We start from the raw sequence: 13,506 nt of genomic DNA, 5'->3' as shown, positions 1-13,506 counted from the left end.
CCAGCTCCCGACCTCGCGCGACGGCACGCGTGTGCCGTACCGGGGGAAAACAGTCGGCGAGACCTGGTACGAATGACCGGGTGAGCGAAGAGCTGATGCTGCGCGAAGAGGCCGAGGAGCGGCTGCGGGCGCTCGCCGGGGAGCACGCCCGGCTGCGCGAGGACCAGTGGGCGGCGATCAAGGCGCTGGTGATGGACCGGCGCCGGGTGCTCGTGGTGCAGCGCACCGGCTGGGGCAAGTCGGCGGTCTACTTCATCGCCACCGCGCTCCTGCGCGAGCTGGGCGAGGGGCCGACCGTCATCGTCTCACCGCTGCTGGCCCTGATGCGCAACCAGATCGCCGCCGCCGAGCGTGCCGGGATCACCGCGGTCACGGTCAACTCCGCCAACCCCGAGGAGTGGGAGCAGGTCTACAACCAGGTCGCCGAGGGGGCGGTCGACGTGCTGCTCGTCAGCCCCGAGCGGCTCAACAACCCCGACTTCCGCGACCACGTGCTGCCTGAGCTGGCCGAGAGCGCGGGCCTGATCGTGGTCGACGAGGCCCACTGCATCTCCGACTGGGGTCACGACTTCCGTCCCGACTACCGGCGGTTGCGCACGCTGTTCGAGGAGCTCACCGAGGGCGTGCCGATCCTCGCGACCACCGCCACGGCCAACGCCAGGGTCACCCGCGACGTCGCGGAGCAGATGGGCGAGGAGACGCTCGTGCTGCGCGGCGCGCTGGAGCGCGACAGCCTCCACCTGGGGGTCGTGCGCCTGCGCGGCGCCGAGCAGCGTCTGGCCTGGCTCGCCCAGACGCTGCACGAGCTCCCGGGCTCCGGCATCGTCTACACGCTCACCGTGGCCGCCGCCCAGGAGATCGCCGCCTACCTGCGTGAGCAGGGCCATGAGGTGATCGCCTATTCGGGGCAGACCGAGCAGGCCGAGCGGCTCGCCGCCGAGCAGGCGCTGCTGGACAACAAGATCAAGGCGCTGGTCGCGACCTCCGCGCTCGGCATGGGCTACGACAAGCCCGACCTCGGCTTCGTCGTGCACGTCGGCGCACCGCAGTCCCCGGTGGCCTACTACCAGCAGGTCGGCCGTGCGGGCCGAGGGGTCGAGCGCGCCGAGGTGATCCTGCTGCCCGGCGCGGAGGACCGCGACATCTGGGCGTATTTCGCCTCGCTGGCCTTCCCTCCCGAGCCCGTGGTGCGCGCCGTGCTGGCCGCGCTCGAGGAGGGCGGCGTGATGTCCACGGCCGCCCTGGAGAACCGGGTGGACCTCAGCAGGAGCCGCCTGGAGACGATGCTGAAGGTCCTCGACGTCGACGGCGCGGTGCGCCGGGTCAAGGGCGGCTGGGAGTCCACCGGAGAGCCCTGGGCGTACGACGCCCCCCGCTACGCCAGGGTCGCCGCCGAGCGGGAGGCCGAGCAGCGGGCCATGCTCGACTACCTCGACACCACCGGCTGCCGTGAGGAGTTCCTGCGCCGCCGTCTCGACGACGACACCGCCTCAGCCTGCGGACGCTGCGACAACTGCACCGGCGGCCACCGCTCGCCAGAGGTGGACGAGCGGGCCGTACGGTCGGCCGCCGACCGGCTCCAGCGGCCCGGAGTGGACATCGAGGCCCGCAGGCAGTGGCCGACCGGGCTGGCCGACCTCAAGGGCAGGATCAAGCCGGAGCTGGGTGCCGAGCCGGGCAGGGGGCTGGGCAGGCTCACCGACATCGGCTGGGGCAACCGCCTGCGCGGTCTCCTCGCCGACGGCGCCCCCGACGGGCCGATCCCCGACGACGTCTTCGCCGCCGTGATCAAGGTGCTCTCGTCCTGGGAGTGGGCACAGCGACCGGTCGGCGTCGTCGCGGTGCCCTCGGGAAGCCGTCCCCAGCTCGTCCGCAGCCTGGCCGAGCGGCTCGCCCAGGTGGGGCGCCTGTCCTACCTGGGCGACCTCGGTTATCGGTCGGGCTCGCCTGGACGGCAGTTCAACAGCGCGCAGCGCGTCCAGGCGATCCGGGGCACCCTCGCCATGCCCGCCGCCCTGGGAGCGGCCGTCGCCGGGGCCGGAGGCCCGATCCTGCTCGTCGACGACCTGGTCGACACCGGATGGACGATGACGCTGGGAGCCGCGATGCTCCGTCACGCCGGAGCCCCCGCCGTGCTGCCCCTCGCCCTCGCGGTCACCAGCTAGACGAGTGAGTCCGGTCCGGTGGACGGCCGTGTCGCGCTGTCAGCCGTGGTGACCGCGTTCCTCGGCGAGGCGGTGCGGCACCCGCGCCAGCCGCAGGAAGGTCACCAGCCCGACACCGCCGACGAGGTTGCCCATGACGGCCCAGCCCAACGCCGCCAGCCAGTCCAGGTAACCGAACGGAGCCTGGCCGGTGATCAGGGCGGTGAACATCAGGATCGAGTCCAGCACGCTGTGGAACAGCTGACCGCCGGCCAGCAGAGCGCCGAACAACACGGCGGGCACCAACCGGACCCCGAGATCGTCGGTGGCGTGCTGCATCCGGGTCATCAACGTGATCACCATGCCGGCCAGCACCGCGAGAGAGAACGAACGCAGGTTCGTCCCCAGATCCGCGAAGTGGGCGCCGGCCTCCACGGCGGTCGGATGCAGCCCGGGAAAGGCCTGCATGATCAACCAGGCGATTCCCCACCCGCCGGCCAGGTTGGCCACCAGTGACACCGCCCACAACCTGGCCAGTGCCCCCACAGATCCGTGGCGGGCCGCGACCGCGGCCACCGGTACCAGGAAGTTTTCGGTGAACAACTCGCTACGGGCCAGCAACAGCGCGACGAAACCGATGCTGAACGCCAGCCCGGCCAGAATCGCCGACCCGGTCGCCTCCTTGACCAGCAGGTATGCCAGCACCCCGGTACCGACGTCGATCCCGCCCAGCAGGCCGGTCACCACCAGTGTCGGCCACGGCCGGGCCAGCCGCGCGGAACCCTCGTTGACCAGACGGTCGAAGGCGTCCTCAAGCTCGGGCTCCGGCTCCACCGGAGGCTGCGTCAGCCCGTCGTCATGGCGATGACCGGACTCCGAAGGCTCGCTCATCGAGACGGCATGCCCCGTGCGCCAGTCGCCACTCCGACCTCGGAGAACAATGGAACAGCCAATAACGGCGGGTGGTCGTGAGCCCGGTCAAGGATCCTTCGAATCCGACGTTCCGATCCGTGATGGTGAGCGCCTGCCGCGTCGTCGCGCTTCGGCGGCGCTGTCCGATCGGTGCGGCTGACGGTCGCCTCGGGGTGGGACGGGCGCCTCGGGGTGGGCCGGGGCACGTGCGGAACGCGGGACCGGGGCCGCCGCACGTCCGAGATCGGTGAACCCGCGCGGGACGGGTCAGAGGCGAGGGCGGGCGCCGAGGTGCGAGATGGCCCGGGAGGCGAGGTGGCAGCCGGAGGCGAGGGCCTCGGCCGGGGGCTTGCCGCCCAGCCATGCCGGGAGGAAGCCCGCGGTGAAGGCGTCACCGGCACCGGTGCCGTCGACCACGCGCTCGATGGCCTCGGCTGGGACCTGGATCGGTTCGGGGCGGTTGTTGGCGTACCAGAGCGCGCCCTCGTCGCGGAGCTTGACGACGACCTGCGGGAACCAGGCGGTGAGGACCTTGGCGGCCGCGGAGGGGTCGTCGCGGCCGGTCAGGACCTTCGCCTGGTCGGCGTTGGCGAACAGCAGCTTGGCGCTCTGCGTCCACTCCAGGAAGGGCTCGGCGCCGGTGCGCTCCAGGGGAGCGGAGGAGGAGCAGTCGACCGAGACGGACATCCCCGCACGGCGGGCCATCTCCAGGGCGGCCCTGCCCGCGTCGCGGGAGCCCTCGTTGATCAGGGTGTATCCGGACAGGTGCAGGTGCCCGCCCTGGGAGAACAGGTCGCGGGGCAGGTCCTCGGGCGACAGCGCCGCGTTCGCGCCGGGGTCGGACAGCATGGTGCGCTCGCCCTTGTGGGTGACGAGCACCACGCAGGTGCCGGTCGGGCGCTCGGGATCCATGACGAGACGGGCGTCGACGCCGTACCCCATCAGCTCCATGTCGCGGTTACGGCCCGTGATGTCGGCGCCGCGCCGCCCGATGAAGGCGACCTCGGTGCCCTCGACGGCGAGCCAGGAGGCGATGTTGGCACCCGAACCACCGCCGTGCATGGTGACGATCGCCGGTGTGTCACTGGCCCGGGCCAGCGGGTAGCGAGCCCGCGCGACCGCGTCGGTCATGAGATCGCCCACCACGACCACCCGCGTCATGATGTCACCACCTTGCTGCCTTCGATGCCGACCTGCCTCTAGACATGCTTCAAGCCATACCTCTGGCTGTGCCTGTAACCGCGAAAAACTTAACAGCTTCCGGCCAGCGTATGGGGCCTTGACCGGACACCGCACCACAGTCGATGCACAAGCGTTGCGCGAATTCGCCCGAGTGGTCTGTTATGTGAGATTCACGTCTACTCTCGGGACTGTGGAGGCTGCTCAGTATCCCGCTCACTGGGAGGCGGACGTCGTTCTGTCGGACGGTGGAACCGCCCACGTACGCCCGATTCGGCCCGCCGACGCCGACCGGTTGCGTTCCTTCTACGGTCGGTTGTCCGACGAGTCGATCTACTTCCGCTTCTTCGGCCCCCGGCCGCGGCTGTCGGAGCGGGAGATCACCTGGTTCACCAACGTCGACTACGACAGCCGGGTGGCGTTGATCGCCACGATCGGCACCGAGATGGTGGCGGTCATCCGCTACGACCGGATCGAGCCCGGTGAGGCGGAGGTCGCCTTCCTCGTCGAGGACGCCCACCAGGGCCGAGGAGTCGCCTCCGTGCTCCTGGAACACCTGGCCGCCACCGCGAGGGAGAAGGGGATCGCCCGCTTCGTCGCCGACGTGCTGCCCGCCAACCAGAAGATGATGGCCGTGCTCAAGCAGGTCGGCTACACCGCGCAGAGCCGCTTCGCAGACGGCGTGGTGAGGATGACCCTCGACCTCACCCCGACCGAGACCGCCCAGGAGGTGACCGCCTCCCGCGAGCACCGTGCCGAGTCCCGTTCCATCGAGCGGTTGCTCTCACCCGGTTCGGTGGCGGTCGTGGGAGCGGGCCGGGAACCGGGCGGCGTCGGCCAGACCGTGCTGCGCAACCTGCTCGGCGCCGACTTCACCGGCCCGGTCTACCCCGTGCACCGCGAGGCGCGGGCCGTCGCGGGGGTGCGGGCCTATCCGAGCGTGACGGCCATCGACGGCGAGGTGGACCTCGCCGTGCTCGCGGTGCCCGCCGACGGGGTGATCGACGTGGTCAAGGAGTGCGCGGAGAAGGGCGTACGCGGGCTGATCGTGGTCTCCTCCGGATTCGGGGAGACCGGTCGGGAAGGCCGGGCGAGGCAGGACGAGCTGGCGCGCATCGCCCGCGCGTACGGCCTGCGGGTCGTCGGTCCCAACTGCCTCGGCATCGCCAACACCGACCCCGCGATACGGCTGAACGCCACGCTCGCCGCCACCCTCCCCGGCCTCGGGCGGGTCGGGTTCTTCAGCCAGTCGGGCGCCCTGGGCACCGCGCTGCTGCAGCGGGTGGCCCAGCGCGGCATGGGCATCTCCTCGTTCGTCTCGGCGGGCAACCGCGCCGACGTGTCGGGCAACGACCTGCTGCAGTACTGGGAGGAGGACCCGCGGACCGACGTGATCCTGCTCTACCTGGAGTCGCTGGGAAATCCTCGCAAGTTCGCCCGCCTCGCGCGGCGCATCTCGCGCCGCAAGCCGATCGTGGTCGTCAAAAGCGGTGGTACCACCCAGAACGTGCCCACCGGCCACGCGGCACCCGTGCTCGGCCTGCCGGACACCGCCCTCAGCGCGCTGTTCGAGCAGGCGGGGGTGATCAGGGTCGACGACCTGATCCAGCAGTTCGACGTGGCGCAGCTGCTCGCCTACCAGCCGCTGCCCGCCGGGCCCAGGGTGGGACTGGTCAGCAACTCCGACGCGATGGCGCTCCTCGCGGCCGACGCCTGCGTGCGGGTGGGCCTGGAGCCCCGCCCGCCGGTCAACCTCGGCGCGCGGGCCTGCGCGGAGGAGTTCGGCACGGCGCTCACCTCGGTGATCCCGGACGTGGACGCCGTGGTCGCGATCTACATGCCGCCCATCCCCGGCGACGGGGCGGAGGTCGCCGCCGAGTTGCTGCGCGCCTCCCGCGACTGCGGCAAACCGGTGCTCGCCACCTTCGAGGGCAGGATCGGCATGCTCGACGAGCTGCGGGTCGGCACCGCACCCGGCAGGGGCTCCATCCCCTCGTACGCCGCACCGGAGGAGGCGGTCCGAGCGCTCGCCCACGTCGTGCGGCACGCGCGCTGGCTGGAGCAGCCCGCGGGACTGCCCGAGGAGATCGAGGGCATCGACTCCGGCGCCGCGCGGGACCTCGTGCTCGCGACGCTCGCGGACGCCCGTGCCGAGATCGACGCGTCGGAACTGCTCGCCTGCTACGGGGTGGAGGTCTGGCCGTCGCAGACAGTGAGGTCGCCGCGGGAGGCGGTCAAGGTGGCGTCGAAGCTCGGCTGGCCGGTCGTGCTGAAGGCCGCGGGTCCCGAGGCGGCCAAGCGTGCCGGGACCGTACGCCTCGGGCTGTCCGGTCCCGACGGGGTGCGTGACGCCTACGCCGACCTGAAGCGCCAGCTCGAACCCGGTGCCGTGCTCGCGGTGCAGCGTATGGCCCCGCAGCCCGCGGTGCCGACCGTGGCCGGCGTGATGGACGACCCCGCCTTCGGCGCGGTGGTCTCCTTCGGGCTCGGCGAGATCACCGCGCGGCTGCTGCGCGACGAGGCCTACCGTCTGGCCCCGCTGACCAGGGAGGACGCCGCGGCGCTGGTGAGGTCGCCGCGCGCCGCGCCCCTTCTTCTGGGCGAGTACGGCTACCCGCCGGTCGCCGTCGAGGCACTGGAGGGCCTGCTGGTCCGGCTCGGGCGGCTGGCGGACGATCTTCCCGAGGTGGCGCGGCTCACCCTGGACCCGGTGCTGGTGGGAGAGTCGGAGGTGATCGTGCTGGGTGCCCGTGCCGTGCTCCGCAGTCACGAGGGCCCGCGCCCGGACGGCGGTCCCCGGCGCCTCGGCTAGCGCACCTGCCGCTTCGTCGCCGCTCGGCGGTCACATCCGATCCGGCGCGAGGGCCGGGGCACGTACGGAACGCGGGGCTAACCCGTCCGCCGGGTCGCGGGGATGATCTGGACCGTGCTGGCGACGGTGGCGGGCGCGGGACCGGTCTCCATGAGGTTGCCCGTGCCGGGATCGACCATGTCCATGCCGTCCTGGGCGGCATTGGCGGCATGGGCGGCTCTGCCGGACGCGGTGAGCGTTCCCGAGGCGTTCCGCGACACGGCCACGCCGACCGTGATCCGGGGGAGCTGGAATCCGGGTGCCACCAGGTCGCGCGTGTCGCAGTCGACGATTCCCGCCGTGATCCGGCATCTCCAGCCCGCACCCGAGGCGCGCACCGGGGTCAGGCCCGTGGGGAAGTAGTAGGTGACCCTGGTCGGCCGGGTGATCCCGGCGGAGTCGGGTCTCGCGGTGACGTCGATGGAGAAGGTGCCGCTGTCACCCGCCTCGAACGGGCCGTCGTGGACCGTGGTGAGGATCAGGTCGCCGGGGAAGTCCGCCCCGGAGAGGGACGGGCCGACGGTGGTCGCCGCCGCGGTCGTCATGACGGCCGTCACGACGGTCACCGGGACGGCCGCGACGAGGCGCGAGAGGCCGCTACGCCATGCCGGTCGGGTCAGACCCCGCGAGGTCGGCCGGCACGGCCGGGTCCGGCTCGGCGGGTCGGGCGGCGCCGGGACGGACCGTCCTGCTGAGTCCTGACCTTCTCCGGCCATGTTCTCTCGCCCCCTGTTCCGGTAGGGATTCACCGTTTCCCATTCCGGAGTGATGAAAAAATTCCAGATATATGAACAAAGTGGGAAATGTGCAGAATCGCCCATTGTTGCTGCTCAGGACGCCGCGCACCCCCGCCCGCTACCGCTCCCGGTAACCCGGAAAGGGTCGCGTCAAACCGGGCGGAGGGGAAAGTCGCGGCCGGCAACGGAGACCCGGCGGCTCCGGGATCACCCCCCGATGACGCTTTCACGGCCGGAAAAAGGTGAGGGCGAATCGCATCACGATTTGCACCGCGGGCCGAAGCTCACGTACTCCCGGTGAAAGCGCCGCCCCGGACAGGGCAGGATGGACCCATGAGGGAAACCCGACTCTCGTCCGCCGGCCTGCGCGACGCCATCGACCGCAGTGGCTACTATCCCGACCTGGTCGCCGACGCGGTCGAGTCCGCGCTCGGCAAGGAGCAGGTGGGCGCCTACGTCGTGCACCACGAGGCCACCTTCGACCCGGCCATGGAGGTGCGCAGGCACGTCACCGTGCTGGTGCTCTCGCCCACCCGGCTGCTCGTCTGCCACACCGACGAGCATCCCGCGGTGGAGGGGGTCTCGGCCTCCCACGCCTCCACGACCACCGAGGCCGTGCGCCTCAGCCGAATCCAGTCGGTCGCGGTCACCCGGGTCGTCCCCGACCCCGCCTCCTACGTGCCGGGGGTGCCGCCCACGGAGGTCACGCTCACCATCGGCTGGGGAGCCATCTCCCACGTCGATCTGGAGCCGGCCACCTGCGGCGACGAGAACTGCGAGTCCGACCACGGATACACCGGCGCCATCACGGCCGACGATCTCTCCCTGCGGGTGAGCGAGGCGGCGGACGGGCCGGAGGCCGTCTCCCACGTGCTGGCCTTCGCCAAGGCACTGTCGGAGGCCACCGCTCGCACCGCCTCGTGAACCCCCTGGTCCCCGCGTACGGGACGGCCTCGCTCGCGGACCTGTCCGCCTCGCTGCTCGCCGCGGTCGGGGTGGGCGGCGACAACCCGCTGGACCTCGCCCCCGCCGAGCGGGTCCTGCTGTTCCTCGTCGACGGGATGGGCGCCGAGCTGCTCCGCGCCCATCCCGGCGTCGCGCCGTTCCTGTCGTCCATGTCCGGCGGGGTGCTCACCGCGGGCTTCCCCGCCACCACCGTGACCAGCCTGAGCACCCTCGGCACCGGCCTGCCGCCGGGCGGGCACGGCATGCTCGGCTACCAGCTCGCCGTCCCCGGCGCCGGTTACCTGCTCAACTGCCTGCGCTGGACCGCCCCCGGCCCTCTGGTCGAGCCCGGCGCATGGCAGCCGACCCCCACCGTCTACGAGCGCGCGGCGGCGGCCGGCGTCCGGGTCAGCTATGTCGGGCCTGCCAGGTTCGAGACCACCGGTTTCAACAGGGCCATCTATCGGGGCGTACGCTTCGTCGGGGCCGACGAGGTCGACGACCGGATCGCCGGGGTCCGCCACGCGCTGGCCGAGCCCCGGGCCCACGTCTCGGTCTACTACGGCGATCTCGACTCCACCGGCCACGTCGCCGGCTGGGGCTCCCCGGCCTGGCTCGACCAGCTCGCCCGGGTCGACCGGATGGCCGAGCGGCTGGCGGAAACGCTCCCACCGGGCTCGGCGATGTACGTCACCGCCGACCACGGCATGATCAACGTCGCCGATCGCGTCGACGTCGACACCCTTCCCGCGCTGCGCGAGGGCGTCGCCATGCTCGGCGGGGAGAGCAGGGCCCGTCATCTCTACACCGACCCCGGCGCCTCGGCGGCGGTCCTCGACACCTGGCGCGAGGTCCTCGCGGGAAAGGCATGGGTGGCCTCCCGGCAGGAGGCGGTCGAGTCCGGCTGGTTCGGGCCCGACGTCCGCCGCGAATGGCTGCCCAGGATCGGTGACGTCCTCGCTGTTCCCTACACCGACTGCGCCATCGTCGCCTCGGTCGCGGAGCCGCACGAGGCGAAATTCCTCGGCTGTCACGGCTCGCTGACCCCCGCCGAGCAGTACGTTCCCCTTCTGGAGACGAGCACCCGCTGAATCCGCCCCGCGGCTGAATTCGGGGTCCGCACGCTGGAGGCATTTTCGATGAATCCGTTGATCACCACCGCCGAGCTGGCGGACCTGGCCGAGGTGAGCGTCCTCGACGTGCGCTGGAAGCTCGCCGTCTCGCCCACCGGGCCGGCCGGGATCGACTCCTACCGCGAGGGGCACATCCCCGGCGCCGTCTTCTGCGACCTGGAGACCGACCTGACGGCCCATCCCGGGCAGGAGGGTCGTGGAGGCCGTCATCCGCTGCCCTCCGCCGAGGCCTTCCAGGAGGCGATGCGCCGGCTCGGCGTGTCCGGCTCCCGGACCGTCGTCGTCTACGACGGAGCCGACTCCACCGCGGCCGCCGCCCGCGCCTGGTGGCTCCTGCGCTACTTCGGCCACCCCGACGTGCGGGTCCTCGACGGCGGCCTGCGCGCCTGGATCTCCGAGGGCCTGCCGGTCTCCACCGAGGAGAGCGGTCCCGAAACCGGCGACTTCGAGGCGCGGCCGGGCGGGATGCCGCTGCTCGACGCCACGGAGGCCGGCGCACTCGCCGCCGACGGGGTGCTGCTCGACGCCCGTGCCGCCGAGCGCTACCGGGGCGAGGTCGAGCCGATCGACCCGGTCGCCGGGCACATCCCGGGCGCGGTCAGCGCCCCCACCGGTGAGAACGTCGACGCCTCCGGCCGCTTCCACCTGCCGGAATTCCTGCGCGAACGCTTCAACACCCTGGGCGCGGTCCCCGGGGTCGCGGTCGGCGCCTACTGCGGGTCCGGCGTGACGGCGGCGCACGAGGTGCTGGCCCTGGAGGTGGCCGGCGTCCCGGCCGCGCTCTACGTCGGGTCGTGGTCGGACTGGGTGACCGACCCCTCCCGGCCGGTCGCCACCGGCTGACCGTCACCGGCCTTGCGGGGCCTGTCATCACCGGGTGACCACTGCGGGCACCTTGAGGCTCTGGCATAAAGATCGTGACGTGGTCACGCTGAGCGAGATCCGGTTCCTGATCGAAGACCCAGGTGTCAACGATGATCGTCGGTTTTAGACATCTCGGTCGTGTTCGCCCTCGTCGCGAACAGGTGGTCCACGCCGGTTGTCTCCACCCAGGCGCAGTGAGACGAGGGCGATGTCACTCACGTGCGGAGTCGTCGATCTGCACCGGGTATCCGGCGTTCAACGCGGCGACGGTCGAGGGCGGGGTGATGACGTCGGCCGGTCCCCGTACGGGCCGTGGGTGGCGGGTCCGGTAGCCCTCGAACGTCCATTCGACCAACCGGGGGCCGACGACAACGGCGGGGGTGGTGCCGAACCGGACGAAGGTGCCGTCGGGCAGGTAGGCCCAGGGCACCTCGTGGACACGCCTCTGGCGCGTGCCCCGGACGAGCCGCTCGTCGTGCAACCGCCGATTCATCGCCCGGCCGGACGGCACGTCGACCCCCGCACCCTCGGCCCAGGCGAAGCGGTAGGCGTTGTAGCTGTCCCTGCGGCATTCCGCGCACGGGCGATGCCCGGCCGCCAACGAGACGGCCTCGTCATGGAAATACAGAAAGGTGTAGTGATCGGGGCGCCACTGCTCCTGCCGCCGCCCTTTGAAGCTGAGCGCACAGGTGATCCACAGGTCACCCGCGTGGAAGCGGACGATGCGCTCGCCCGAATGGACGATGCCGCGGTTACCCGTCCAGGCGCCGCGCAGCGAGATCGCCACGATGTCCCCCATGGGGGTGACCCGGTTACAGGAAGGCGCCACGTGGTGTCCTTTCACCAGAGCCCGTGAGAGTCCGGCATACCGGTCGGGCCTCACCATCATGGCCGGGGTCGAGGCCGCGTGTCCTGATCGATCACGACACCGCACAACGTTTGGAGGGCTGCTGAAGATCTTGTTCCTGTGGTGGTGCTCTCGGCCGGTCGGGGAAGCGGGTCCGCGCTGCTCAGAGCGGATCTGCTCCGGGCAGATCGTGTCGACGCCGATCCTGGCGGCGCCACATGATGGGCGCATGAGTGAACAATCGAAACCCCCGCTGTTCGACGCGCGGGTGAGAGGCCAGCTTTACGAGCGGCGTGTTCTCGTTCTCGATGGGCCTCTCGACGACGACAACGGCACGTTGCTCGCCACGCAGTTGATAGCACTCGCCACGCAGGACGCGTCGACCGATATCGCACTGTGGATCCACTCCCCGGGCGGTTCGGTTCCGTCGATGCTCGCGATCCGTGACGTCATCCGGCTCATCCCCTGTGACGTGTCGACCCTCGTGCTGGGCATCGCCTACAGCGCCGGGCAGTTCCTGCTGTCCTCGGGCGCCCGAGGGAAACGCCGCGCCCTGCCGCACTCACGTGTCCTGATGCACCAGGGTTCGGCCGGGATCGGCGGCACCGCGGTCGACATCGAGCTGCAGGCAGGCGACCTGCGGCACACCCGCGACACGGTGCTCGGTCTCATCGCCGAGGACACGGGCCAGCCTGTGGAGCGCGTATTCGAGGACTCACTGCATGATCGCTGGTACACGGCGCAAGAAGCGCTGGACTACGGCTTCATAGACACGATCGTCCAGAGCTTCGAGGAAATCGCGCCGCACGATCGCCCGCGGCTCGGATTCGGCGTCACCGAAGGAGCCGCCCGGTGACCACGTACACGATCCCCAACGTCATCGCCCGGGATTCTCGCGGCGAGCGGATCATGGATGTCTACTCGCACCTGCTCACCGAGCGAATCGTCTATCTGGGAACCGCGATCGACGCGGGTGTCGCGAACGCGCTCATCGCGCAGCTCATTTTCCTGGAGTCGGACAACCCTGACGCCCCCATACAGTTCTATATCAACTGTGAGGGCGGGGATCCGAGCGCGATGCTCGCGATATACGACACCATGCGCTATATCCGCCCGCGGGTCGAGACGACATGCATTGGGCAGGCCATCGCGGTGGGCGCCGTCCTTCTCGCTGCGGGCGCCGAAGGAAAACGTGCCGCCCTCCCGCACGCACGGGTGATCTTGCATCAACCGGCAGCTCAGGGGCGCGGAACGATCCCCGATCTCATCCTGCAGGCCGACGAGGTCGTACGTGTGCGGGCGGACATCGAGCGCATACTGTCGCGGCACACGGGCCAGACCATCGAGACCCTGCGTGCCGACACCGATCATGACCGGGTGTTCACCGCGACGGCGGCCCTGGAATACGGGCTCCTCGATCAGATCATCGAGGAGCATTCACCGGGTCGTGCGTGATTCCGGAGGCCACGTCAGGCGGCCAGGGCGTACGCCGCCGAGCAGGTGGCACCTCTCGGTGTGCTGCTCTGAGCGGGCCGCAGGCTCTCGGCGACGGCAAGGGTCAGATCGAACAGGGTGACGTCCAGCGCGCCGGCGACCGCGGCGATCATTTCGCTCGACGGCTCCTTGACGCCCCGTTCCATCTCGGAGAGATACTGCGGTGAGACGCCGGCGCGATGCGCCGTCTCGCTCAACTTCTCGCGCCGCTCGTGACGAAGATCTCTGAGACGCTCGCCGAGCGCGTGCCGCCACAGCGGTTCGCGAGCCGGAGACGGCTTGGGATCGGTCCGATCGATCGCCGGAGACGGCGGCGGGACAGAGGAGGCCATGTCTCACCATAAATAGACGACGCGTTCGAGTTCTGCCGGCTTCGCGCAGAGCGGAACGGGTGAAAACC

At 70.9% G+C, this 13,506-nt stretch carries 12 protein-coding genes; 7 read left to right on the top strand and 5 right to left on the bottom strand.

Annotated elements, in window-relative coordinates:
• Positions 1-95 precede the first annotated feature (95 nt).
• Complete coding sequence (locus AB0B96_RS25280; protein ID WP_362902453.1) at positions 96-2,165, top strand: RecQ family ATP-dependent DNA helicase; 2,070 nt, start codon at positions 96-98, stop codon at positions 2,163-2,165.
• A gap of 39 nt (positions 2,166-2,204) precedes the next feature.
• Here AB0B96_RS25280 and AB0B96_RS25275 read toward each other — a convergent pair whose 3' ends face one another.
• Positions 2,205-3,035, bottom strand: coding sequence for a formate/nitrite transporter family protein (locus AB0B96_RS25275; protein WP_362902361.1), 831 nt, complete (start codon positions 3,033-3,035; stop codon positions 2,205-2,207).
• 288 nt (positions 3,036-3,323) lie between these two features.
• Positions 3,324-4,217 carry a sugar kinase gene (locus AB0B96_RS25270; protein WP_350945962.1) on the bottom strand — a complete coding sequence of 298 codons (894 nt, stop codon included), beginning with the start codon at positions 4,215-4,217 and terminating at the stop codon, positions 3,324-3,326.
• Between the two features lie 211 nt (positions 4,218-4,428).
• Between AB0B96_RS25270 and AB0B96_RS25265 the strand changes: the two genes are divergently transcribed.
• On the top strand, positions 4,429-7,047 hold the full coding sequence (locus AB0B96_RS25265) for a bifunctional GNAT family N-acetyltransferase/acetate--CoA ligase family protein (RefSeq protein ID WP_362902359.1): 2,619 nt from the start codon (positions 4,429-4,431) through the stop codon (positions 7,045-7,047).
• Positions 7,048-7,124: 77 nt separating this feature from the next.
• On the opposite strand, the gene AB0B96_RS25260 is transcribed toward AB0B96_RS25265, so the two are convergent.
• A complete protein-coding gene (locus AB0B96_RS25260) occupies positions 7,125-7,643 on the bottom strand; it encodes a hypothetical protein (RefSeq protein WP_362902357.1) in 519 nt (172 codons plus the stop codon).
• Positions 7,644-8,156: 513 nt separating this feature from the next.
• On the opposite strand from AB0B96_RS25260, the gene AB0B96_RS25255 reads away from it, so the two are divergent.
• The 3 genes from AB0B96_RS25255 to AB0B96_RS25245 are packed head-to-tail and all read left to right on the top strand — an operon-like array spanning position 8,157 to position 10,744.
• Positions 8,157-8,747, top strand: coding sequence for a DUF5998 family protein (locus tag AB0B96_RS25255; protein ID WP_350945965.1), 591 nt, complete (start codon positions 8,157-8,159; stop codon positions 8,745-8,747).
• Positions 8,744-9,859: a nucleotide pyrophosphatase/phosphodiesterase family protein gene (locus tag AB0B96_RS25250; RefSeq protein WP_362902355.1), complete on the top strand. Its 1,116-nt coding sequence runs from the start codon at positions 8,744-8,746 to the stop codon at positions 9,857-9,859. Before AB0B96_RS25255 ends, AB0B96_RS25250 begins: the two co-directional genes overlap by 4 nt.
• Before the next feature lie 48 nt (positions 9,860-9,907).
• Positions 9,908-10,744, top strand: coding sequence for a sulfurtransferase (locus AB0B96_RS25245; protein ID WP_362902353.1), 837 nt, complete (start codon positions 9,908-9,910; stop codon positions 10,742-10,744).
• 232 nt (positions 10,745-10,976) lie between these two features.
• Here AB0B96_RS25245 and AB0B96_RS25240 read toward each other — a convergent pair whose 3' ends face one another.
• Positions 10,977-11,594, bottom strand: a complete 618-nt coding sequence (locus AB0B96_RS25240; RefSeq protein WP_362902351.1) for a hypothetical protein — start codon at positions 11,592-11,594, stop codon at positions 10,977-10,979.
• Positions 11,595-11,802: 208 nt separating this feature from the next.
• Here AB0B96_RS25240 and AB0B96_RS25235 point away from each other — a divergent pair, with 208 nt between their 5' ends.
• On the top strand, positions 11,803-12,468 hold the full coding sequence (locus AB0B96_RS25235) for an ATP-dependent Clp protease proteolytic subunit (protein WP_350945969.1): 666 nt from the start codon (positions 11,803-11,805) through the stop codon (positions 12,466-12,468).
• Entirely contained in the window at positions 12,465-13,067 is a 603-nt protein-coding gene (locus AB0B96_RS25230) for an ATP-dependent Clp protease proteolytic subunit (RefSeq protein ID WP_362902348.1), read from the top strand. The genes AB0B96_RS25235 and AB0B96_RS25230 overlap by 4 nt, the downstream gene beginning before the upstream one ends.
• Before the next feature lie 14 nt (positions 13,068-13,081).
• Here the strand turns inward: AB0B96_RS25230 and AB0B96_RS25225 are convergent, their stop codons facing one another.
• Positions 13,082-13,438, bottom strand: a complete 357-nt coding sequence (locus AB0B96_RS25225) for a helix-turn-helix transcriptional regulator (RefSeq protein ID WP_362902346.1) — start codon at positions 13,436-13,438, stop codon at positions 13,082-13,084.
• Positions 13,439-13,506: the final 68 nt, after the last annotated feature.

The organism is Streptosporangium sp. NPDC049046 (assembly GCF_040649155.1).
Taxonomy (GTDB): domain Bacteria; phylum Actinomycetota; class Actinomycetes; order Streptosporangiales; family Streptosporangiaceae; genus Streptosporangium.
The sequence above is the reverse complement of the archived record's forward strand: the minus strand, read 5'-3'. Positions and strand labels throughout refer to the sequence as shown.

What these genes read in the sequence shown, in the direction of transcription:
- AB0B96_RS25275 (WP_362902361.1), bottom strand. Translation starts at nt 3,035, where the DNA reads ATGAGCGAGCCTTCGGAGTCCGGTCATCGCCATGACGACGGGCTGACG.
- AB0B96_RS25280 (WP_362902453.1), top strand. Translation starts at nt 96, where the DNA reads ATGCTGCGCGAAGAGGCCGAGGAGCGGCTGCGGGCGCTCGCCGGGGAG.
- AB0B96_RS25245 (WP_362902353.1), top strand. Translation starts at nt 9,908, where the DNA reads ATGAATCCGTTGATCACCACCGCCGAGCTGGCGGACCTGGCCGAGGTG.
- AB0B96_RS25225 (WP_362902346.1), bottom strand. Translation starts at nt 13,438, where the DNA reads ATGGCCTCCTCTGTCCCGCCGCCGTCTCCGGCGATCGATCGGACCGAT.
- AB0B96_RS25270 (WP_350945962.1), bottom strand. Translation starts at nt 4,217, where the DNA reads ATGACGCGGGTGGTCGTGGTGGGCGATCTCATGACCGACGCGGTCGCG.
- AB0B96_RS25255 (WP_350945965.1), top strand. Translation starts at nt 8,157, where the DNA reads ATGAGGGAAACCCGACTCTCGTCCGCCGGCCTGCGCGACGCCATCGAC.